Origin of the sequence: Tabrizicola fusiformis (genome assembly GCF_013328815.1) — a bacterium.
In the GTDB taxonomy this organism is placed as follows: Bacteria; Pseudomonadota; Alphaproteobacteria; order Rhodobacterales; family Rhodobacteraceae; genus Fuscibacter.
Window position 1 is genome coordinate 246,442 of sequence record NZ_JABUHN010000003.1, and the last position, 20,556, is coordinate 266,997.

Here is a 20,556-nt window from a genome sequence, read left to right on the forward strand (position 1 = left end):
GAAACGAATGGCGCGGTGGGTGTGCCCCCTCGCCCCCCTTTCAGGAGTGCAGCCGATGACCCATCCCCTGAACCCTGCCATGGCCGGAACCGAGCCGCCGCCCGTGATGGAGGCCCGGCGCTGGTTGCAGGGGGTGGTCTTTCCGCCCGAGCGCCCGCTGATCAATGTCAGTCAGGCCGCCCCGGTGGACAGCCCGCCCCTGGGCCTGCGGCAGGCATTGGCCGAGGCGGCGCTGAACGATCCGCAGGCGCATCTTTACGGCCCGGTTCTGGGCATGGCACCGCTGCGGGCCGAGATTGCGGCGCAATGGTCGGCGGCCTATGGCGGCACCATCCGCGACGGCCAGGTCGCCATCACGCAAGGTTGCAATCAGGCGTTCTGCGCCGTGATGGCCACGCTTGCGGGCGCCGGCGATGAGGTGATCCTGCCAACGCCGTGGTATTTCAACCACAAGATGTGGCTGGATATGCAGGGCGTGCGCGCCGTGCCGCTGCCCGCCGGTGAGGGCCTGATCCCCGAGGCCGAGGCGGCCGCGCGGCTGATCACTGACCGCACGCGCGCAATCGTGCTGGTTTCGCCCAACAATCCGGGCGGGGCGGAATATCCGGCGGAAACGCTGGCGGCCTTCCATGCGCTGGCGCGCGCACGCGGCCTCGCCCTGATCGTGGATGAAACCTACCGCGATTTCGACAGCCGCACGGGCCGCCCGCATGACCTGTTTACCGATCCCGACTGGGCGGCGGATTTCATCCACCTTTACAGCTTTTCCAAGGCTTACCGCCTGACCGGCCACCGCGTGGGGGCCATTGTCGCCAGCGAGGCGCGGCTGGCCGAGGTGGAAAAGTTCCTTGATACCGTCGCCATCTGCCCCAGCCAGTTGGGCCAGATCGGCGCGCTTTGGGGAATGCGGAACCTGTCGCAATGGGTCGCGGGCGAGCGGGATGAAATCCTTGCCCGTCGCGCGGCGATGACGGGCGGGTTCGGCGCGCTGGAGGGGTGGAAGCTTCTCGGCTGCGGCGCCTATTTCGCCTATGTCGAACACCCCTTCCCGCTGGCCTCGGATGCCCTGTGCAAGCGGCTGGTGGCCGAGGCGGGCCTGCTGATGCTGCCCGGCACGATGTTCCAGCCCGCCGCCCATGCCGAAGGCGCGCGGCAAATCCGCATCGCCTTTGCCAATGTGGATGCTGCGGGCATCACCGAGATGTTCCGCCGTCTGGCGGCCTTCACCGGATAAGCGGGCCCTCCAGCCTTGCCCCCCTGCGCCCGACCGCTTAGACAGTCGGGCAAAGCCCTTGAGCGAGCCGATCATGTCCAAAGCACCGCATACCACCGACGACGACGCCACCCCCAAGCGCAAGCGCCGTGGCGCCTCGGTCATGGCCTGGGTGCTGATGGCGATGATCGTTGGCGGCCTGGGCGGTTTCGGCGTGACCAACTTTGGCGGCAATGTCACCACCATCGGCGCGGTCGGCGACCGCGACATCACGGTCAATGACTATGTGCAGGGGATGCGCCAGCAGGTGAACCAGTTGTCGCAACAGTTCGGCGCGCAACTGACCATGGAGCAGGCCCGCGCCTTTGGCATCGACGGGCAGGTGCTGCAAAGCCTTGTGCAGCGGGCCGCGCTGGACAATGAGGCGGCGCATGTCGGGCTGTCGGCGGGCGATGCCGTGGTGGCCGCCGAACTGGCCGGGATGCCCAGCTTTCAGGGCGTAAGCGGCACCTTCGATGGCAAGACCTACCGTGACGCGCTGAAGAACAACAACCTGACCGCGACCGAGTTTGAAGACGGCATCCGCGCCGACATTGCCCGCTCGCTGTTGCAAGGCTCGGTTGCGGGCGGGGTCGTGGCACCGCAGGCACTGACCGATACCATCTTTGCCTGGGCCGGCGAGCGGCGGGGCTTTACCCTTGTCCGCGTGACCGAAGCCGATCTGCCCGCCCCACTGCCCGCGCCGACCGAGGCCGAGGTGCAGGCATGGTATGACGCCCATCTGGCCGATTACACCCGCCCCGAGGCCAAGCGCATCACCTATGCGGCGCTGTTGCCCGCTGATGTCGCCAAGACCATCACCATCGACGAGGCCGAGGTGAAGGCCGCCTATGACGCGCGGCTGTCCGAATTCATGCTGCCGGAAAAGCGGCTGGTCGAACGGCTGGTCTTCGGCACCGAGGCCGAGGCGGCTGCCGCCAAGGCGCGGCTGGACGCTGGCGAAAGCTTTGAGGCGCTGGTGGCCGAACGCAAGCTGACGCTGGAAGACATCGACATGGGTGATGTGTCCAAGGCCGATCTGGGTGCTGCCGGCGATGCCGTCTTTGCCCTGACCGAACCCGGCACCGTCGGCCCCCTGCCCTCCAGCCTTGGCCCGGCGCTTTACCGGATGAATGCAGTGCTGGCGGCGCAGGAAACCACCTTCGAGCAGGCCAAGCCGAAGCTTCTGGAAGAGTTGCAACTGGCCGCCGCGCAAAAGGCAATTTCGGACAAGGTCGAGGCGATTGATGACCTGCTGGCAGGCGGCGCCGCGCTGGACGAACTGGCCCGCGACGAAGGCATGGTTCTGGCCACCACCGACTATGCCCCCGGCGCCGAGGACAATGCGCCGATCACCGCGCAGCCCGCCTTTGCCAAGGCCGCCGCGGCGCTGGCCGAAGGCGATTTCCCCGAAGCCATCGTGCTGGACGATGGCGGGCTGGTGGCGATGCAACTGGATGAGGTGGTGCCGCCCACGCCGCGCCCGCTTGACGCCGTGAAAGACGCCGTGACGGCGGCGCTGCGCGCCGATGCGCTGGCCAAGGCGCTGTCGGCCCGCGGGCTTGAGATGAAGACCGCCGTCGAAGGCGGGGCCGCCCTTGGCGCGCAGGGCATTGCCGAGCGCACCGCTTCGGCCGACCGTCAGGCCAGCGTCGAAGGCGCCCCGGCAAGCCTGATCACCGCCGTCTTTGCGATGCAGCCCGGCGAATTGCGGCTGATCGAAGAGGCGGGCTTTACCGCGCTGGTGCGGCTAGACGACATTCAGCCGGCTACGGCCGAAGGCGCCGATGCGCAGGCCCTGCGCGAGGCGATTGCGGTCAATGCCGCGCGCGCCCTCTCTACCGATCTTTTCGCGCTTTACACAGGCGCGCTGACCGCCGAGGCGGGCATCACGCTCAATCAGGCGGCGATTGATGCGGTCAATGCCCAGCTTGGCAACTGACAGGCCCCGGCGATGATCCTGCACCCCGATTTCGCAACCTTCGAACAGGGCTGGGCCGAGGGCCGCAACCAACTGGTTTATGCGCGGCTGGCCGCCGATCTGGATACGCCGGTGTCGCTGATGCTCAAACTGGGCGAGGCGCGGACCGATACCTTCATGCTGGAATCGGTGACCGGCGGCGAGGTGCGCGGGCGCTATTCCGTCGTCGGGATGAAGCCCGATCTGATCTGGCAATGCCATGGCGAGAAAAGCCGCCTCAACCGCGAGGCGCGGTTCGATCCGGCGGCTTTCGTGGAACTGCCGGGCCATCCGTTGCAGACGCTGCGCGACCTGATCGCCGAAAGCCGGATCGAGATGCCCGAAGGCGTGCCGCCAGTGGCGGCGGGGCTGTTCGGCTATCTCGGCTATGACATGATCCGGCTGGTGGAACATCTGCCCTATGTGAACCCCGATCCGCTGGGCCTGCCCGATGCGCAACTGATCCGGCCCTCGGTGGTGGCGGTGCTGGACGGGGTGAAGGGCGAGGTGACGGTTTGCGCCCCGGCCTGGGTCGCGGCGGGGCTTTCGGCCCGCGCCGCCTATGCCCAGGCGGCAGAGCGGGTGATGGACGCGCTGCGCGATCTTGACCGCGCCCCCCCCGCCCAACGCGATCTGGGCGAGGCGACGGCGGTCGGCGTGCCGGTGTCGAATTTCACCCATGACGGCTATAAGGCGGCGGTCGAGAAGGCCAAGGAATACATCCGCGCCGGTGACATCTTTCAGGTGGTGCCGTCGCAACGCTGGAGCCAGCGGTTCGAACTGCCGCCCATCGCGCTCTATCGCAGCCTGCGGCGCACCAACCCCTCGCCCTTCATGTTCTTCTTCAACTTCGGTCCGTTTCAGGTGATCGGCGCCAGCCCCGAGATTCTGGTGCGGCTGCGCGACGGAGAAGTGACGATCCGCCCCATCGCCGGAACCCGCAAACGCGGCGCCACGCCGGAAGAGGACAAGACGCTGGAGGCCGATCTGCTGGCCGACCAGAAGGAACTGGCCGAACATCTGATGCTTCTGGACCTTGGCCGCAACGATGTCGGCCGGGTGGCCAAGGTCGGCACGGTGAAGCCCACCGAGAAATTCATCATCGAACGCTATTCCCACGTCATGCACATCGTCTCGAATGTGGTGGGTGAGATCCGCGACGATCAGGACGCGCTTTCGGCCTTGCTGGCGGGCCTGCCCGCCGGGACGGTTTCAGGCGCGCCCAAGGTGCGGGCGATGGAGATCATCGACGAGCTGGAGCCGGAAAAGCGCGGCGTCTATGGCGGCGGGGTGGGCTATTTCGCGGCCAACGGCGAGATGGATTTCTGCATCGCGCTGCGCACGGCGGTTCTGAAGGATCAGAAGCTCTATATTCAGGCAGGCGGCGGCGTGGTCTATGACAGCGACCCCGAGGCGGAATATCAGGAAACCGTCAACAAGAGCCACGCCCTGCGCCGCGCAGCCGAAGACGCCGGCCTGTTCGCGCGCCGCGGCAACAGCTGACCCCCTTGAAAACAGTCGCGCCGCCGTTTCTTGCGAAACGGCGGCATTTCTTTTTCTCGCCTCTGGCCTGCGGCCAACCGGCTCGGGTCAAGGGCCTCCGGCGGGAGTATTTCGCAAGGTGCAATTCATCTTGGCCCAAATATCCCTGCCGGAGACATCGACGCCTGCGTGGAGCGCGCGGGGTCAGATCGGCAGATATTCGACCTGTTCCCCGGCCTTGCGCGGCCCGTCGCCCATCGGGCGGATCAGCAGCGCATCGGCGGTGGACAGGATCGACAACAGGGCCGAATCCTGACGGTCGAACGGGGTGATTATCGCGCCCTCTGCATCCAGCCGGGCGCGCATGTAATGGGTGCGCGGACCCGCCGGGCCGGTATCGGCGCCGAGGCGGGCCTTGCGGGGGACGGGAGCCGTCGCGGGCAGGCCCTGCATCGCCTTGAGAAGCGGGATCAGGAACAGATGGCCGCAGACGATGGCCGAGACCGGGTTGCCGGGCAGGCCCAGCATCACCGCTTGCCCCAGACGCCCCGCCATCAGCGGTTTGCCCGGGCGCATGGCGATCTTCCAGAAGGCCCGTTCAAGGCCCAGCTCCGCCGCCACCTTGCCCACCAGATCATGATCCCCCACCGAAGCGCCGCCGACCGTCACCACAAGGTCCGCGCCTTCGGCAAGGCCGAAGACCATGCGCAGGCTGTCTTCGCTGTCGCGGGCGATGGGCAGCATCCGTGCCTCGCCGCCCGCCGCCTCGACCATGGCGGCAAGGGCGAAGGTGTTGGAGGCGATGATCTGATCGGGGCCGGGCGCTTCACCCGGCATCACCAGCTCGTCGCCGGTGGCGATCAGCGCCACCACCGGGCGGCGGGCGACGGTGACTTCGGGCAGGTTCATCGAGGCCAGAAGGGCAATGTCATTGGCCGTCAGGCGGCGCGGCGCGGCCAAGCTGTCACCTTCGGCAAAATCCTGTCCGCGGGGGCGGATGTTGTCGCCGGGAGTGGCGGCCTTGCGCAGGGTGATGGTGGGGCCTTCCGCCGCAACCTCTTCCTGAATGGCAATGGTCGCGGCGCCTTCGGGCAGCGGCGCGCCGGTGAAGATGCGGACGGCATCCGCCGGGCCAAGCGTTCCGGCAAAGGCATGGCCTGCCCCCGCCTCGCCGCGCAGGGTGAAGCTTGCCCCGGCATCGGCGGCAGCGCCCAGCGCATAGCCGTCCATCGCCGAGGCTGCGAAGGGCGGTTGCGTCAGCCTGGCCGGGGCGGCCTGCCGCAGCACGCGGCCTGCGGCGCGGCGCAGCGGCACCGTTTCGGTGCCGACCGGGGTCACAAGAGCGAAACAGCGCGCCAGAGCCTCTTGTACGGTGATCATTCCGCCTCCCAGCGGCCCGATTTGCCGCCCTCTTTCAGTTTGAGGCGGATGCCTTCGATCCGCATTCCCTTTTCCACCGCCTTGACCATGTCGTAGATGGTGAGACAGGCGACCGAAACCGCCGTCAGCGCCTCCATCTCCACCCCGGTCTGGCCGCCGGTCTTGACGGTGGCCGTCACGCGGATGCCGGGCAGAGCCGGGTCCGGCGTGAGGTCAAGCGCGACCTTGGTGATCGGCAAGGGGTGGCAGAGCGGGATCAGATCGGCGGTCTTCTTGGCCGCCATGATGCCGGCTAGCCGTGCCACGCCCAGCACATCGCCCTTCTTCGCGCGGCCTTCGGTGATCAGCGCCAGGGTTTCCGCGGTCATCACGACGCAGCCTTCGGCCACTGCCGTGCGGTCGGTGACCGGCTTCATCGAAACATCGACCATATGGGCCTGCCCCTGATCGTCGAAATGTGTGAGGCCGCTCATGCCCCCGCCTCGCTGTCGAGCGGGCGGGCGAGGATGGCGCGGGTCGCCGCCGTCACATCGGCCTGCCGCATCAGCGCCTCGCCGATCAGGAAGCAGCGTGCGCCATAGGCCGCGACATCGGCAAGATCGGCAGGGGTGAAGAGGCCCGATTCCGAGACGATCAGCCGGTCTTCGGGCACCAGCCGCGCCAATTGGCGGGTGGTGTCCAGCGTCACTTCGAACGTATGCAGATTGCGGTTGTTGATGCCGATGAGCGGCGATTTCAGGAGGGTCGCGCGCTCAAGCTCGGCCCGGTCATGCACCTCGATCAGCACATCCATGCCAAGTTCGAAGGCCGCCGCCTCAAGTTCCGCCGCCTGCGCATCCGAGACCGAGGCCATGATGATCAGGATGGCATCGGCGGCAAGGGCGCGCGCCTCGGCCACCTGCCAGGTGTCGTAAAGGAAATCCTTGCGCAGGCAGGGCAGTTTCACCGCCTCATGCGCTTCGGTCAGGAAGCTGTCGGCGCCCTGAAAGCTGGGGGTGTCGGTCAGCACCGACAGGCAGGTGGCGCCGCCCGCCTCATAGGCGCGGGCAAGGGCGGGCGGGTCGAAATCGGCGCGGATCAGGCCCTTGGAGGGGCTGGCCTTCTTGATCTCGGCAATCAGGCCATAGCCGGTGACGGCGGCATCCGACAAAGCCTTGGCAAAGCCGCGCGGTGCGGGGGCCGAGCGGGCGGCATCCTCGACGGTGGCAAGCGGGCGGGTGGCCTTGCGGGCGGCGACTTCCTCAAGCTTGTAGGCTTTGATGCGGTCGAGAATGGTCGTCATGGGGTCTCCGGCGGCAACTGCGGGACCGGGGGTTTCACACCCCCGGACCCCCGTGGGATATTTGGGCCAAGATGAATGGCTGGCGGTTTCAAGTTCCGGTCTAGCGCGCCCGGACGGCGATGGGAAGCCCGGGTCAGGCGCTCCAGTCGATTGCGGGCTGGCCCCGGGCGGTCAGCCAGCGGTTGACGGCGCTGAAGGGGCGGGAGCCGAAAAAGCCGCGATGGGCCGAGAGCGGCGAGGGATGTGGGCTGGTCAGGAAAAGGTGGCCATCGCGCGGCAGGGCGGTGCAGAGTTTCTGCGCCGGATTGCCCCAGAGGACGAAGGCACGGGGGCCGTCGGCAGCGGTGGCTTGCAAAATGTCATGGACAAGCGGCTGCCAGCCGAAGGATTTGTGGCCATTGGCCTGCCCGACGGGCACGGTGAGCGCGGTATTGAGCAGCAGAACCCCCTGCCCGGCCCATGCTGTCAGATCGCCGTCGGCTTTGGGCCTGCCGGTATCGATGGCGACTTCGGTCAGAATGTTGCGCAGGCTGTCGCGCGGCGGCGTGCCGGGGGGGAAGGAAAACGCCAGCCCGGTGGCCCGCCCGGGGGTATGATAGGGGTCTTGCCCAAGGATCACCACCCGGACCTGAGGGCGCGGGGTAAGCTCAAGCGCCCGGAAGATCGCCTGCGGTTCGGGCTGCCAGCCGGAGGTGGCGGCAAGCCGGTCCCAGAGGGCGGGCCAATGGGTGGAGAAAAACGGCAGATCGGCCCAGCTTTCCGGTGGCTCCGGTCTAGCCATGGGTCAGGTGTTTCAGCGCCGCGACCTTGGCCTTTGCCGCGCCGCTGTCGATGCTGGCACGGGCCAGTTCGACGCCCTCGCTCAGGCTGCGGGCCTTGTCGGCCACCAGAAGCGCTGCTGCGGCATTGAAGAGGACGGCATCGCGGTAGGCGCCCGGGGCGCCGTCAAGCAGCGCCCGGAAAGCCTGCGCATTCTCGGCCGGGGTGCCACCCATCACCTGTTCGAACGGGTGATACGGCAGGCCCGCATCTTCGGGTCGCAGGGTGAATTCGCGGACCTGACCATGTTCCAGCGCGGCAACATGGGTGGGTGCTGCAATCGAAATCTCATCCGTGCCGTCCCCGCCATGCACCAGCCATGCCTTGACCGAGCCCAACGCCAGCAGGGTTTCGGCCATCGGTCGGATCAGCTTGGCCGAAAACGCCCCGGTCAACTGCCGCCGCACGCCCGCCGGATTGGTCAGCGGCCCGAGGATGTTGAAGATCGTCCGCGTGCCCAGCTCGGCCCGCACAGGCATCACATGGCGGATCGCCGGATGGTGCATCGGCGCCATCATGAAGCCGATGCCGGCCTGATCCAGACACCGCTCGACCACATCGGGGCCGACCATCACATTCAGCCCCATCTCGGTCAGCGCATCCGCCGCGCCGGATTTGGACGACAGGTTGCGGTTGCCATGCTTGGCCACCACCACCCCCGCCCCCGCCACGACAAAGGCCGTCGCGGTAGAGATGTTCAGCGTGCCCTTGCCGTCGCCGCCGGTGCCGACAATGTCCATCGCCCCTTCGGGTGCTGTGACCGGATTGCATTTCGCCCGCATGACCGTGGCGGCGGCGGCATATTCATCGACCGTCTCGCCGCGGGTGCGCAGCGCCATCAGGAAGCCGCCCATCTGCGCCGGGGTGCCCTGCCCTTCGAAGAGCGCGTTGAACGCCGTCTCGGCCTCGGCCCGGGTCAGCGGACGCTCGGCGGCCAGACCGATCAGCGGTTTGAGGGTATCGCTCATGCCGGCACCCCGGCGGACTCACGGACACGGGCCGCGTCGAGGAAATTGCGCAAAAGCTGGTGGCCATGTTCCGAGGCGATGCTTTCGGGGTGGAACTGCACGCCCTCGATCATCTTGGTCTTGTGGCGCAGGCCCATGATCGTGCCATCCTCAAGCCAGGCGGTGACCTCAAGGCAATCGGGCAGGCTTTCGCGTTCCACCACCAGCGAGTGGTAGCGGGTGGCAAGGAAGGGCGAGGGCAGGCCCCGGAACACCCCCTGCCCGGCATGGTGCATCACGCCCATCTTGCCATGCACGATCTCATGGCAGCGCACGACCTTGCCGCCGAACGCCTCGCCAATCGTCTGATGGCCAAGGCAGACGCCCAAGAGCGGAATATCCGCCTCGGCAGCCGCACGGGTCAGCGGCAGGCAAATTCCCGCCTGCGCGGGATCGCAGGGGCCGGGCGACAGCACGATCACCTCGGGGCGCATCGCAATCACCTCTTGCACCTGCAACGCATCGTTGCGCTGCACGGTGACATCGGCCCCCAGCTCGCCCAGGTAATGAACGAGATTGTAGGTAAAGCTGTCATAGTTGTCGATCAGGAGCAGCATCTTGCGGGGTCCGGTCGGAAAGGGGATGAAGGGCGCGGCAGGCCGGGTTATAGATGGGCCGAGGCAGATGGCAGCGTCAAGGGCAAGCGCGCAGATCCGGCGGGTCCGGCGCGCGCAAATGGCGCCAAGGGGGCAGAGTGATCCGGAATTTCGTTGCAGGTCTGGCATGGGGCGCCGTGGTTTCCGCGGCGGGGTTGGGCGTGATTTCGCAGGTCGCGCCGCCACCCGGGGCCAAACCGGCAGCAACCGCGCCCGAAGACATGCCGCAGCAGGTGGCTGCCGCAGAGCCGGCGGAAGCCGTCGCGGGCCCTGCGGCGCCCATCGGGCCAGAACCGCAGCCCCCCGCCATGCCGCAAGTGGCGCCCCCTCCGGCGGCGGACAACAGCCCGACCCTTGGCGGCACGGCTTCTGCCCCTGCACCGGCATCGCCCGCCGTGCCCGCATTGACGCCACCCGGCGCCGAGGCTGCGCCTCAGGTCGCACCGCAGGCCCCCGCCACCATAGGCCCGGTCGATGCCCCCGCCGCCCCCGCACAACCCGCGGTGAGCGGCACGCCGGCAACCCCGGCCCCCGAAGCCGCCCCCACCCCCGGGGCCGCAACCCCCGGCGCACCCGGCGCCGAAGCGAGCGAGACGGCGCCCGCCCCTGCCGATCTGCCGCCGCCCGCGCCCGGCACCGCCCCTGACCGTCTGCTGGAACCTGCCGCCGAACCGGCGCCTGCCCCGGCCCCCGCCAGCATCGCGCCCCAGCCCGTGACCGAGCCGGAGGCCGAAGTGCCCGCCGCCTCGACCCTTCCGGCCGATCCCGGCCTTGCCGAGGCGCCCGGCGTGACCGTCGGGCGGCTTCCTGCGATCGGCGATGCACCCAAGGCCGCCCCGGCGCCCGAAGCGCCTGCCGAAACCGATCTGCCGCCGATCCGGCGCTATGCCGCCGCCTTTGAAAACCCCGCTGGCAAGCCGCTCTTCGCGCTGATCCTGATGGACGACGGTTCGGCCGCACTGGACCGCGCGCAACTGGCCGCCCTGCCCTTCCCCGTGACCTTCGTGATCGACCCGCTTGCCGCCACCGCGACCGAAGCCGCCGCCACCTATCGCGCCGCAGGCCATGAGGTGGTGATGCTGGCGAGCGGAATACCCGCAGGTGCCAAGGCTTCGGATATCGAGCAGACATTTCAATCGCTTGGCGCTGCCCTGCCGCAGGCGGTCGCGGCGATTGACCTTGCCGGGGGCGGGTTTCAGGATGACCGGACGCGGGCCGCGCAGGTGGTGCCGATCCTCAAGGCGCAGGGGCGCGGGTTGCTGACCTATGAGCGCGGGCTGAACGCCGCCGATCAGGTCGCCCGGCGCGAGGATCTGCCCGCCGCCCTGATCTTCCGCCAACTGGATGCCGAGGGCGAGGCCGGCCCCGTGCTGCGCCGCTACCTTGACCGCGCCGCCTTCAAGGCCGCGCAAGAGGGGCGCGTGGCCGTCATCGGCTCGACCCGGCCCGAAACGGTGGCCGCCATTCTGGAATGGACGGTCGAAGGGCGGGCCGCCTCGGTCGCGCTGGCGCCGGTGACGGCGGTGCTGACGGTAAACTAGCGCGGCGCGGCAAAACGCTTGACACAAAGCGGGAACGGGGGCAGAACATTTGCCAAACAACCGCAATGAGGATCGGGTATGCTGACGCGCAAGCAACTGGAACTCTTGGAGTTCATCCGCACCCGGATGGATGTGGACGGCGTTCCGCCCTCATTCGACGAAATGAAGGACGCGCTGGACCTGCGGTCCAAATCGGGCATCCACCGGCTGATCACCGCGCTGGAGGAACGGGGCTTCATCCGCCGCCTTGCCCACCGCGCCCGGGCGCTGGAAATCGTCAAGCTGCCCGAGGCGATGGAACGTGCCGCCTTCAGCCCCCGCGTGATCACTGGCGACAAGGTGGATGCCCCGCCGCCGCCGCGCGGCGCCCTGCCGGTCGAGGCGGTTCATGCGCTGGAAATCCCGCTGATGGGCCGCATCGCCGCCGGTGTCCCGATCGAGGCGATCAGCCATGTTTCGGCGCAGGTTGCCGTGCCCGGCTCGATGCTCTCGGGGCGCGGCCAGCATTACGCGCTGGAGGTCAAGGGCGACTCGATGATCGAAGCCGGGATCAACGATGGAGATATCGTGGTGATCCGCGAACAGGACACTGCCGAGAACGGCGATATCGTGGTGGCACTGGTCGAGGATCACGAGGCGACGCTGAAACGCTTCCGTCGCCGCGGCGCCATGATCGCGCTTGAGGCGGCCAATCCGGCCTATGAAACCCGCGTCTTCCCCGACCACATGGTCAAGGTGCAGGGCCGGCTTGTCGGCCTGATCCGCAGTTACTGACACAGATCGGCGCGCGCAGCGGCGTCTGGCCGGTCCAGGCGCGGCGGCCGTTGCGGGTCGGGATCAGCCAGAGTGCGCCGGCCCGCATCTGCCCGGCAAGGGCGCCGGTCTGCGCCAGCAAGGCGTGGTCGATCACCCTGCAGGGGCCGGTTGCGTGCAGCGGCGCCGTGCCATCCAGCACGATCAGCCCGCCTGCCGGGCAAAGCCGGGCCAATTCGGCCACCGCCCCCTCCCCGCTCAATACCACGGCGTCGATGCCCGCCAGCGCAAAGCGGCGCGCCTCTTTCGGGCCAAAGATGCCGGGACGGCGGGCGGCTTCGGCCTGCGTGGCCAGATCGCCATCATTCTCAAGCCAGCTTTCGGCGGCAAATCCGCCGCCCCGCCCCCGGCTCAGGGCGCGGCCATCCGGCCCCATCACCCCCACCAGCTTGCCATCCTCTGCAATCAGCAGCACCGGACGCTCCACCACAGCCCAAAGCGCCAGCCCCGCCAGCAAGGGCAGCGCCGCCAGCAGCCGCAGCCGCCCCCGCCACAGCATGGCCCAGACCCCGGCCAGCGTGATCAGCGGCAGCACCCATGGCCCCGGCGTCGGCACCGCCGCGACCGAACCGTCCAGCCCGGCAATCCAATGCGCCACGAACAGAATCCAGCGCGCCGCAAGCTCCATCACCCAAAGCGCGGGCGTGGCCAGCCCGAGGGGCGCCAGCAGCGCCGCGACCGCGCCCGCCCCCATCAGCACCGACATCACCGGCACCGTCAGCAGGTTCGCCACCAGCCCGTAGTCGGTGAAACGGTTGAAATGCGCCGCGGCAAAAGGCGCCGTCGCCAGCCCCGCCAGCACCGAGGACAGCACCAGCATGTAAACCGGCAACAGCCAGCGCGGCAGCTTTTGCCGCGCGATGCCATGGTCCAGCACGCCAAAGCCAGCAATCAGCACCGTCGTCGCCGCGAAGGAAAGCTGAAATCCCGGCTCCAGCAGGCTTTCGGGCTGCCAGAGCAGCAGCACCGTGCCCGCCAGCGCCACCGACCGCAACGTCAGCGCACGGCGGTCCAGCAGCACCGCCCCCAGCATGACGGAGACCATCAGAAAGGCCCGCTCGGTCGCCACATTGGCCCCCGAGAGCAAGAGGTAGAAGAGTGCCACGCCAAATGCCACCACCGCCGCCGCCTTCTTGGCATTGATCCGCAGCGCCAAGGGCGGGATCAGCGCCACCCCGGTCCGGATGAGCAGGAAGACGAAGCCGGTCAGGAAGGCCATGTTCATGCCCGAAATCGCGAGAAGATGCGACAGGTTGCTGTCGCGCAGCGCTTCGACAGTATCGCGCGAGATGCCGGAACGGTCGCCCGTCATCGCGCCCGAGGCAAAGGCCCCGGCATCGCCCGGCAGGGTCACCATGATGGCCCGCGACAGATGGCTGCGCAGCCGGTTGATCACTTGCTCCCCAGCTTCCGGTTCGGCCCAGAGAACCACCGGGCTGCGGGTATAGCCCGCCGCCCCCAGCCCGTCGAAATAGGCCATGCGCTGAAAGTCGAAGCCCCCCGGCTCAACCGGGGCGGCGGGGGCGGAAAGCGTGGCCGACAGCAGCACCACCTCCCCGGGCAGCACCTGCGGCTCAGTCCCGTGGACCGAGATGCGGATGCGCAGCGGCGTGCGCTCGGGAGGCAGATCTTCCAGCACCACATGGTCCAGCGTCAGCCGCAGCGCATCGGATTGCGAACGGTCGATCTCGATCACCCGGCCCTGCACCGGCCCCCAATAGCTCGCCTCCAGCACCGGCGCCGCAACAAGGTGCAGCCGCAGCCCGCAGGCCAACGGACCGGCAGCAAGGCAGGCGACACTCACCGCCACAGGATGCAGCAGCTCCGGCCCCCAGAGCCGCAGGGCCGCCGCCAGCGCCAGCACCGCCAGCGCCGCAAGATAAAATCCCGCCCCCGGCTCCCACGGCAGCGCGAACCAGCCCCCAATCCCAAGGCCAAGCAACACCGGCACCCAGCCAAAAAGCGTGCCCCGCGCCGTCTGCAGGCCCTGCAAGGGCCAGAGCAGCGGCCCGCTTCCCTTGGCCACAAGATGCCGCGCGCCCATGGCCACCTTGTTTCCCGCCCCTTATTTGCCTATTGCTGCCGCCTGATCCTGCCCTCCAGATGGTTTCCAGAAGGTTAACACCCCATGTCCGCCGCCCAAGTCGTGACCCGCTTTGCCCCCTCGCCCACCGGCTATCTGCATATCGGCGGCGGACGGACAGCGCTGTTCAACTGGCTTTACGCCCGGGGTCGCGGTGGCAAGTTCCTGCTTCGGATCGAGGATACCGACCGCGAACGCTCCACCCCCGAGGCGACGGCGGCGATCCTGAAAGGGCTGACATGGCTTGGTCTGGACTGGGACGGCGAGGTGGTCAGCCAGTTCGACCGCAAGGACCGTCATGCCGAGGTGGCACATCAGATGCTGGCGCGCGGCACGGCCTATAAATGCTTTTCCACGCCCGAAGAAATCGCCGCCTTCCGCGCCGAAGCCGAGGCGCGCGGCTCTTATGCGGTGTTTCAGAGCCCCTGGCGTGACGCCGACCCGGCAACCTTCCCCGATGCGCCCTTTGCCATCCGCATGAAAGCGCCGCGCGAAGGCGAAACGCTGATCCGTGACGAGGTTCAGGGGATCGTTACGATCAAGAACGAAACTCTGGATGACATGATCGTTCTGCGCTCCGATGGCACCCCGACCTATATGCTTGCCGTGGTGGTCGATGACCACGACATGGGCGTGACCCATGTCATTCGCGGCGACGACCACCTGAACAACGCCGCGCGCCAGCAGATGGTTTACGATGCCATGGGCTGGGCGGTGCCGGTCTGGGCGCATATCCCGCTAATCCACGGGCCGGACGGCAAGAAGCTGTCGAAACGCCACGGCGCGACCGGGGTCGAGGAATATCAGGCCATGGGCTATCCCGCCGCGGGGATGCGCAACTACCTCACCCGGCTGGGCTGGGCGCATGGCGATGCCGAAATCTTCTCGACCGATGAGGCGAAGAAGATGTTCAACCTTGAGGGAATCGGTCGCGCACCGGCGCGGCTGGATTTCAAGAAGCTGGAAAACACCTGCGGCCATCACATGTCGATGATGCCCGATGCTGCGCTGCTGCATGAATTGGAGAGGTTTCTGACCGCCGCCGGTCGCCCTACCCTGACCGGGGCGCAGCGCGACCTGCTGTCGCGGGCGCTTTACTGCGTCAAGGACCGGGCAAAAACCTTCCCGGAACTTATTGAAAAGGCACATTTTGCGCTGACTTCGCGGCCCATCGTCGCCGATGATGCCTCGGCAAAGGCGCTGGACGCGGTATCCCGTGGTATACTGAAATCGTTGACGCCGCGACTGCAAAATGCTAGCTGGACAAAGGACGCGCTGGAAGCAATCCTCACCGATGTCGCTGCTGAACACGGCATGGGTTTCGGCAAACTGGCACAGCCCCTGCGGGCTGCGCTGGCGGGTCGCAGCGCCACGCCAAGCGTTTATGACATGATGCTGGTCATCGGTCAGGACGAGACGATCGCAAGGCTGGAGGACGCGGCGGCCTGAAAAGGCCCACCCTCTGGCGGACAGGATAGCGCATCGGGGCGGCCCCCCCGATGCCAGACAGGGGGACTGACACATGGCTGAACCGACCCGCATTGCCAAGCTTGAGCTGGACGGCAAGTCCTATGACCTGCCCGTTCACTCGCCGACGCTTGGCCCGGATGTGCTGGATATCCGCAAGCTCTATGGCGAGGCGGATGTCTTCACCTTCGACCCCGGCTTTACCTCGACCGCGGCCTGCGAAAGCGCCATCACCTTCATCGACGGCGATCTGGGCGAGCTGCTGCACCGCGGCTATCCGATCGAGCAACTGGCCGAAAAGTCGTCCTATCTGGAACTGTGTTTCCTGCTGCTCTACGGCGAACTGCCGACCGCCGGCCAATTGGCCGACTTTGAGGCCCGCGTGACCAAGCACACCATGGTCCACGAGCAGATGCACAACTTCTTCCGCGGCTTCCGCCGCGACGCGCACCCGATGGCCACCATGGTCGGCGTGGTCGGCGCGATGTCGGCCTTCTATCATGACTCGCTGGACATCAACGACGCATGGCAGCGCGAAGTTGCGGCCATCCGCATGATCGCCAAACTGCCGACCATCGCGGCCATGGCCTACAAATATTCGGTCGGCCAGCCCTTCGTTTACCCGAAGAACTCGCTCTCCTATGCCGGCAACTTCCTGCACATGTGCTTTGCCGTCCCGGCCGAAGACTATGTGGTGAACCCGATCCTCGCCAAGGCGATGGACCGGATCATGATGCTGCACGCTGATCACGAGCAGAACGCCTCGACCTCGACCGTGCGTCTGGCCGGGTCTTCGGGCGCCAATCCCTTTGCCTGCATCGCGGCGGGCATCGCCTGCCTCTGGGGTCCGGCCCATGGCGGCGCCAATCAGGCTTGCCTTGAGATGCTGCGCGAAATCGGCTCGGTTGATCGGATCCCGGAATATATCGCCAAGGCCAAGGACAAGAATTCGGGCTTCCGCCTGATGGGCTTCGGCCACCGCGTCTACAAGAACTTCGACCCGCGCGCCAAGGTGATGAAGCAATCGGCGGATGAAGTCCTCGGCCTTCTGGGCATCGAAAACAACCCGACGCTGCAAGTTGCCAAGGAACTGGAGCGGATCGCGCTGGAAGACGATTACTTCGTCTCGAAGAAGCTGTATCCGAACGTCGATTTCTATTCGGGCATCATTCTGGATGCGATGGGCTTCCCGACCTCGATGTTCACCCCGATCTTTGCCATCTCGCGCACCGTCGGCTGGATCAGCCAGTGGAAAGAGATGATCGGCGAAAAGAACCAGAAGATCGGCCGCCCGCGCCAGCTTTATGTCGGCGCCCCGAAGCGCGACTATGTGGATGTCCGCCACCGCTGAAACGCGCCCTTGCGCTCAGGCATGAAAGCCGCTTCCCTGCCCGGGAGGCGGCTTTCCAATTGCCCTTCCTGAAATACTCCACGGGGGTCCGGGGGTGTGAAACCCCCGGTCGCGGCCAATGACAGACACCGGACCAAGCCAGCGCATCGCGGCACTCGACCTGTTGCGCAGCGCTGCCCTTCTGGGCATGGCCAGCTATCACTTCGTCTATGACCTGCAAATGCACGGGCTGGTGCCGCCCGGCTTTGCGGTGCAGGGCTTTTTCTACTGGCACGCCCGCACCGTCGCCTCGACCTTCCTGATGCTGGCCGGGCTGGGGATTTGGCTGGCGCATGGGCGGGGCATCCGCTGGCCCGCCTTCTGGCGCCGCATGGCCAAGGTCGGCGGTGCCGCGGCACTGGTCAGCGTGGCGACCTATATCGCGCTGCCGGAATGGTGGGTTTTCTTCGGCATCCTGCATTGCATCGCGCTTGGCAGCCTCTTGGCCCTGCCCTTCCTGCGGCTGCCCGCGCCGGTGACACTGGCGGCGGGGGCTTTCGTGGTCTGGGCCTCTTACACGCTGGCCACCCCGGCGATGAACGCGCCGCTGCTGCGGTTCATCGGGTTGCAGACCGTTCCGACGATGACCGTGGATTTCGAGCCGCTTTTTCCGTGGTTCGGCCCGATCCTGATCGGGTTGGGCATCGGGCAATTGGGCAGCCGCCTTGGGCTGTGGACATGGGCGGCGCGCTGGAACGCGCCCGCTTGGCTGCGTGCGCTGGGTTGGCCCGGGCGGCACAGCCTTGCGGTTTACCTGCTGCACCAGCCCATTCTGTTCGGTCTGGTCGGGCTTTGGGCCGGAACGCTTTGGTAAGCCAGCGGCGCAGAAAGATTCCGGGTTCACCCCGGCGCAAAAGCCGCTATAACGCCGCCATATCAGACAAAAAGACTCGGACATAATGGCGCAGCTTCTCACCTCCACCGCCCGGATTGCGGCCTGCCTTCTGGCACTGGCCGCCGCCCCCGTGCTGGCCCAGACCGAGCCCCAGACTGCACCCCAGACTGCGCCCGCGCCGGTGGTTGAGGCCCCCACCGCCCCGCCGCCGCCCGCAGCGGATACTGCCCCCACCGCGCCGCAAGCCGAAGCGGCCCTGCCGGAAACCGGGCAAGCCGGCATCGGACAACCGGCGGCAACTCCATCCGCCCCGGCGACATCCGCCGCCCGCCCCCTGCCGCATGAACTCTCGCCGTGGCGGATGTTCATGGATGCCGACATCATCGTGAAGGCGGTGATGGCCAGCCTCGCCTTTGCGACCTTCCTGTGTTTCACGGTGCTGGTCTACAAGGCGGCCGAACTGGCACTGGCCCGCGGCCGGTTGCGCAGCGCGCTGGCCCATCTGCGCGCCGCCCAGACCCTGCCCGAGGCCGCCGCTGCCTTTGGCACCCGCCGCGACCCCGCCGCCTTTATGGCGCAGGCCGCGCTGGAAGAGTTGCGCCGCTCCGAAGCCGCGCTGGACGCCGCCGGACCGGAGGGGGTCAAGGAACGCACCCGCTCGATCCTCGAACGGACCGAGGCGCAGGCAGGTCGCCATCTGATGCGCGGCACCGGGCTTTTGGCCACCATCGGCTCGACCGCGCCCTTCGTCGGGCTGTTCGGCACGGTCTGGGGCATCATGAACGCCTTCATCGGCATTTCGCAGGCGCAGACCACCAATCTGGCCGTGGTCGCCCCCGGCATTGCCGAGGCGCTCTTGGCCACCGCCATCGGCCTTGTCGCGGCCATTCCGGCGGTGGTGATCTACAACCATTTCGCCCGCGCCATCACCGGCTATCGTCAGGCGCTGGCCGATGCGGCAGCCGCGGTGGAGCGGCTCTTGTCGCGTGACCTCGACTTCCGCAAGCTGGCGGGCGGGGGCTGAGATGGCCGGGGGCATCCGCAATTCGGGCGACGAGCTGACCGAGAATCACGAGATCAACGTCACGCCCTTTATCGACGTGATGCTGGTTCTTCTGATCATCTTCATGGTGGCGGCGCCGCTTGCGACAGTGGATGTGCCCGTTGACCTGCCCGCCTCCACCGCGCAGGCGCGCGAACGGCCCGATGAGCCGCTGTATCTGTCGGTGCAGGCCGACCGCAGCCTGTCGGTCGGCGATACGCCGGTGACGCCCGAGGCGCTGGGGGCGGCGCTTGATGCCGCGACCGGCGGCGACCGCGAGACGCGGATTTTCCTGCGCGCCGATCAGGCCCTGCCCTATGGCGAGGTGATGGGCGTGATGGATGCGCTGCGCGCCGCTGGTTACCTGAAAATCGCGCTCGTAGGGCTGGAAGGGGCGGCGCCATGACCGACTGGACCGCCCATCGCCAGGCCGGAATGCGGCTGATGGAAAGCCTGTCGTGGCTGGCGGCGGCGGCACTTGTGCTGGTGCTGGCGGCCAGCAGCGTGGCACTGGCGCTCTGGCTGGATCAGCGCGCGGGCGCGGGTCAGGCGCAGACGGTGTTGATCGACCTGCCCCCCCTGCCCCCGGCCGAGGCGGTAGCTGACGACCCCGGCCCGCAGCCGGATGCGGCCACCACCCTGCCCGCCGCCCCGCCGCCTCCGCCGCCCGCCGCCGATGACCGGCCCGAGGCGCAGGAGGCGGATGATACCCCCGAACTGGCCGAGGCCCCCCCGGCGCCCGAACTGACCCCGACCGAGGCGCAGCCGCGTGCCGATGTCGCCCTGCCCGAACCGCCGAAAGCGGAACCGCAGGAAAAGCCGGTGGAAAAGGCCAAGGCCCCGGTCAAGAAGAAGAAAAAAGCCGAGCCAAAGCCCGAGGCGGCCGCCCCCGCCGCCAAATCCGGCGCCATGGCGGCTGCGGGCAATGCCGCACCCGCCGATGCGATGAAGAAATGGGTTTCCTCGGCGCAGCGGCAATTGGCCCGCCACATGCAGCGCAAGAACTATGACGGCAGGGGCGAGGTGCGATTGCTGTTCTCGGTCGCCGCCTCGGGCGCAATCACCGGCGTTTCGCTGCAAGGCTCCAGCGGGGACGCCGCGCTGGACGCCGCCATTCTGGCGCAGGGCCGCCGCGCGCCCTCCCTGCCCCCCAAGCCCGACGGCACCGCCGGGCAACTGGTGCTGCCGGTCCGCTCAAAAGGTTAAAGCGGGAAAACCCGCCCCAGAACCGCCCGCAGCACCAGAAGCGCCACGATGCCGAAGGGCAGCGCGATTTCGGTCTGCGCCATCTCACCCGCGATTGCCCCCGACGCCGCCCCGATCGCCAGCGCGGGAAGCCAGCCGAACCAGCCCAGCCGCAGCGCCGCCCAGACCGGCGGCAGCGCCAACAGCCAGCCGACCCACGAAAAGAGCGGCGAGAAGGTCAGCGCATTGGCGGTGAACCAGACGCCAAGGCCCAGATCGGCCCATGTCCTGCCGATCACCATATACATCGCCAACCCGAACAGGCCGATAAAGACCGGCGCGGCCCAAAGCGCCGCCACCGCCAGCAAAAGCGGCGGCAACGGCACCGGATGAAGGGGCGCACTGCGCAACAGGCCCATGGT

General features: G+C 67.7%; 19 protein-coding genes. 11 read left to right on the forward strand and 8 right to left on the reverse strand.

All coding sequences use genetic code 11. The annotated features are described in order from the left end of the window. Positions 1–55 precede the first annotated feature (55 nt). From HS053_RS06005 to trpE, 3 genes are all read left to right on the forward strand, one after another. Positions 56–1,234: an aminotransferase gene (locus HS053_RS06005; RefSeq protein WP_174210304.1), complete on the forward strand. Its 1,179-nt coding sequence runs from the start codon at positions 56–58 to the stop codon at positions 1,232–1,234. A 73-nt stretch (positions 1,235–1,307) separates the two neighbouring features. Beyond that, the gene (locus tag HS053_RS06010; protein WP_174210305.1) at positions 1,308–3,194 is read left to right on the forward strand and encodes a peptidylprolyl isomerase; all 1,887 of its coding nucleotides are present in this window, start codon (positions 1,308–1,310) and stop codon (positions 3,192–3,194) included. A gap of 12 nt (positions 3,195–3,206) precedes the next feature. Next, positions 3,207–4,715: an anthranilate synthase component I gene (gene trpE / locus HS053_RS06015; RefSeq protein ID WP_174210306.1), complete on the forward strand. Its 1,509-nt coding sequence runs from the start codon at positions 3,207–3,209 to the stop codon at positions 4,713–4,715. A 183-nt stretch (positions 4,716–4,898) separates the two neighbouring features. On the opposite strand, the gene HS053_RS06020 is transcribed toward trpE, so the two are convergent. The 6 genes from HS053_RS06020 to HS053_RS06045 form a co-directional block, all read right to left on the reverse strand. After that, positions 4,899–6,074, reverse strand: coding sequence for a molybdopterin molybdotransferase MoeA (locus tag HS053_RS06020; RefSeq protein WP_174210307.1), 1,176 nt, complete (start codon positions 6,072–6,074; stop codon positions 4,899–4,901). Further along, entirely contained in the window at positions 6,071–6,547 is a 477-nt protein-coding gene (moaC, locus tag HS053_RS06025) for a cyclic pyranopterin monophosphate synthase MoaC (RefSeq protein WP_174210308.1), read from the reverse strand. The genes HS053_RS06020 and moaC overlap by 4 nt, the downstream gene beginning before the upstream one ends. Then, positions 6,544–7,356, reverse strand: a complete 813-nt coding sequence (gene trpC / locus HS053_RS06030; RefSeq protein WP_174210309.1) for an indole-3-glycerol phosphate synthase TrpC — start codon at positions 7,354–7,356, stop codon at positions 6,544–6,546. The genes moaC and trpC overlap by 4 nt, the downstream gene beginning before the upstream one ends. 133 nt (positions 7,357–7,489) lie before the next feature. Next, positions 7,490–8,137 carry a uracil-DNA glycosylase gene (locus HS053_RS06035; RefSeq protein ID WP_174210310.1) on the reverse strand — a complete coding sequence of 216 codons (648 nt, stop codon included), beginning with the start codon at positions 8,135–8,137 and terminating at the stop codon, positions 7,490–7,492. Next, positions 8,130–9,143 (reverse strand): anthranilate phosphoribosyltransferase, encoded by a 1,014-nt coding sequence (gene trpD, locus HS053_RS06040; protein ID WP_174210311.1) that lies wholly within the window; start codon positions 9,141–9,143, stop codon positions 8,130–8,132. The genes HS053_RS06035 and trpD overlap by 8 nt, the downstream gene beginning before the upstream one ends. Then, the gene (locus HS053_RS06045) at positions 9,140–9,739 is read right to left on the reverse strand and encodes an aminodeoxychorismate/anthranilate synthase component II (RefSeq protein WP_174210312.1); all 600 of its coding nucleotides are present in this window, start codon (positions 9,737–9,739) and stop codon (positions 9,140–9,142) included. Before HS053_RS06045 ends, trpD begins: the two co-directional genes overlap by 4 nt. A 137-nt stretch (positions 9,740–9,876) precedes the next feature. Here HS053_RS06045 and HS053_RS06050 point away from each other — a divergent pair, with 137 nt between their 5' ends. Next, complete coding sequence (locus HS053_RS06050) at positions 9,877–11,319, forward strand: divergent polysaccharide deacetylase family protein (RefSeq protein WP_174210313.1); 1,443 nt, start codon at positions 9,877–9,879, stop codon at positions 11,317–11,319. Between the two features lie 78 nt (positions 11,320–11,397). Continuing rightward, entirely contained in the window at positions 11,398–12,093 is a 696-nt protein-coding gene (gene lexA / locus HS053_RS06055; protein ID WP_174210314.1) for a transcriptional repressor LexA, read from the forward strand. Here the strand turns inward: lexA and HS053_RS06060 are convergent. After that, positions 12,050–14,176, reverse strand: a complete 2,127-nt coding sequence (locus HS053_RS06060) for a ComEC/Rec2 family competence protein (protein WP_174210315.1) — start codon at positions 14,174–14,176, stop codon at positions 12,050–12,052. The genes lexA and HS053_RS06060 overlap by 44 nt on opposite strands. 84 nt (positions 14,177–14,260) lie before the next feature. On the opposite strand from HS053_RS06060, the gene gltX reads away from it, so the two are divergent. From gltX to HS053_RS06090, 6 genes are all read left to right on the forward strand, one after another. Beyond that, positions 14,261–15,664 carry a glutamate--tRNA ligase gene (gene gltX, locus HS053_RS06065; protein WP_174210316.1) on the forward strand — a complete coding sequence of 468 codons (1,404 nt, stop codon included), beginning with the start codon at positions 14,261–14,263 and terminating at the stop codon, positions 15,662–15,664. A gap of 73 nt (positions 15,665–15,737) precedes the next feature. Continuing rightward, on the forward strand, positions 15,738–17,033 hold the full coding sequence (gltA, locus tag HS053_RS06070) for a citrate synthase (RefSeq protein WP_174210317.1): 1,296 nt from the start codon (positions 15,738–15,740) through the stop codon (positions 17,031–17,033). A gap of 118 nt (positions 17,034–17,151) precedes the next feature. After that, complete coding sequence (locus tag HS053_RS06075) at positions 17,152–17,886, forward strand: heparan-alpha-glucosaminide N-acetyltransferase (protein ID WP_174210318.1); 735 nt, start codon at positions 17,152–17,154, stop codon at positions 17,884–17,886. 85 nt (positions 17,887–17,971) lie between these two features. Next, a complete protein-coding gene (gene exbB / locus HS053_RS06080; protein WP_174210319.1) occupies positions 17,972–18,931 on the forward strand; it encodes a tonB-system energizer ExbB in 960 nt (319 codons plus the stop codon). Between the two features lies 1 nt (position 18,932). Then, entirely contained in the window at positions 18,933–19,355 is a 423-nt protein-coding gene (gene exbD, locus HS053_RS06085; protein WP_174210320.1) for a TonB system transport protein ExbD, read from the forward strand. After that, entirely contained in the window at positions 19,352–20,155 is an 804-nt protein-coding gene (locus tag HS053_RS06090) for an energy transducer TonB family protein (protein WP_174210321.1), read from the forward strand. Before exbD ends, HS053_RS06090 begins: the two co-directional genes overlap by 4 nt. On the opposite strand, the gene HS053_RS06095 is transcribed toward HS053_RS06090, so the two are convergent. Next, positions 20,152–20,553, reverse strand: a complete 402-nt coding sequence (locus HS053_RS06095) for a hypothetical protein (protein WP_174210322.1) — start codon at positions 20,551–20,553, stop codon at positions 20,152–20,154. The two genes, HS053_RS06090 and HS053_RS06095, sit on opposite strands and share 4 nt — an antisense overlap. Positions 20,554–20,556 lie beyond the last annotated feature (3 nt).

Coding starts and splice junctions, on each gene's coding strand:
- HS053_RS06005 (WP_174210304.1), top strand. CDS start 56: ATGACCCATCCCCTGAACCCTGCCATGGCCGGAACCGAGCCGCCGCCC.
- HS053_RS06010 (WP_174210305.1), top strand. CDS start 1,308: ATGTCCAAAGCACCGCATACCACCGACGACGACGCCACCCCCAAGCGC.
- trpE (WP_174210306.1), top strand. CDS start 3,207: ATGATCCTGCACCCCGATTTCGCAACCTTCGAACAGGGCTGGGCCGAG.
- HS053_RS06020 (WP_174210307.1), bottom strand. CDS start 6,074: ATGATCACCGTACAAGAGGCTCTGGCGCGCTGTTTCGCTCTTGTGACC.
- moaC (WP_174210308.1), bottom strand. CDS start 6,547: ATGAGCGGCCTCACACATTTCGACGATCAGGGGCAGGCCCATATGGTC.
- trpC (WP_174210309.1), bottom strand. CDS start 7,356: ATGACGACCATTCTCGACCGCATCAAAGCCTACAAGCTTGAGGAAGTC.
- HS053_RS06035 (WP_174210310.1), bottom strand. CDS start 8,137: ATGGCTAGACCGGAGCCACCGGAAAGCTGGGCCGATCTGCCGTTTTTC.
- trpD (WP_174210311.1), bottom strand. CDS start 9,143: ATGAGCGATACCCTCAAACCGCTGATCGGTCTGGCCGCCGAGCGTCCG.
- HS053_RS06045 (WP_174210312.1), bottom strand. CDS start 9,739: ATGCTGCTCCTGATCGACAACTATGACAGCTTTACCTACAATCTCGTT.
- lexA (WP_174210314.1), top strand. CDS start 11,398: ATGCTGACGCGCAAGCAACTGGAACTCTTGGAGTTCATCCGCACCCGG.
- HS053_RS06060 (WP_174210315.1), bottom strand. CDS start 14,176: ATGGGCGCGCGGCATCTTGTGGCCAAGGGAAGCGGGCCGCTGCTCTGG.
- gltX (WP_174210316.1), top strand. CDS start 14,261: ATGTCCGCCGCCCAAGTCGTGACCCGCTTTGCCCCCTCGCCCACCGGC.
- gltA (WP_174210317.1), top strand. CDS start 15,738: ATGGCTGAACCGACCCGCATTGCCAAGCTTGAGCTGGACGGCAAGTCC.
- HS053_RS06075 (WP_174210318.1), top strand. CDS start 17,152: ATGACAGACACCGGACCAAGCCAGCGCATCGCGGCACTCGACCTGTTG.
- exbB (WP_174210319.1), top strand. CDS start 17,972: ATGGCGCAGCTTCTCACCTCCACCGCCCGGATTGCGGCCTGCCTTCTG.
- exbD (WP_174210320.1), top strand. CDS start 18,933: ATGGCCGGGGGCATCCGCAATTCGGGCGACGAGCTGACCGAGAATCAC.
- HS053_RS06090 (WP_174210321.1), top strand. CDS start 19,352: ATGACCGACTGGACCGCCCATCGCCAGGCCGGAATGCGGCTGATGGAA.
- HS053_RS06095 (WP_174210322.1), bottom strand. CDS start 20,553: ATGGGCCTGTTGCGCAGTGCGCCCCTTCATCCGGTGCCGTTGCCGCCG.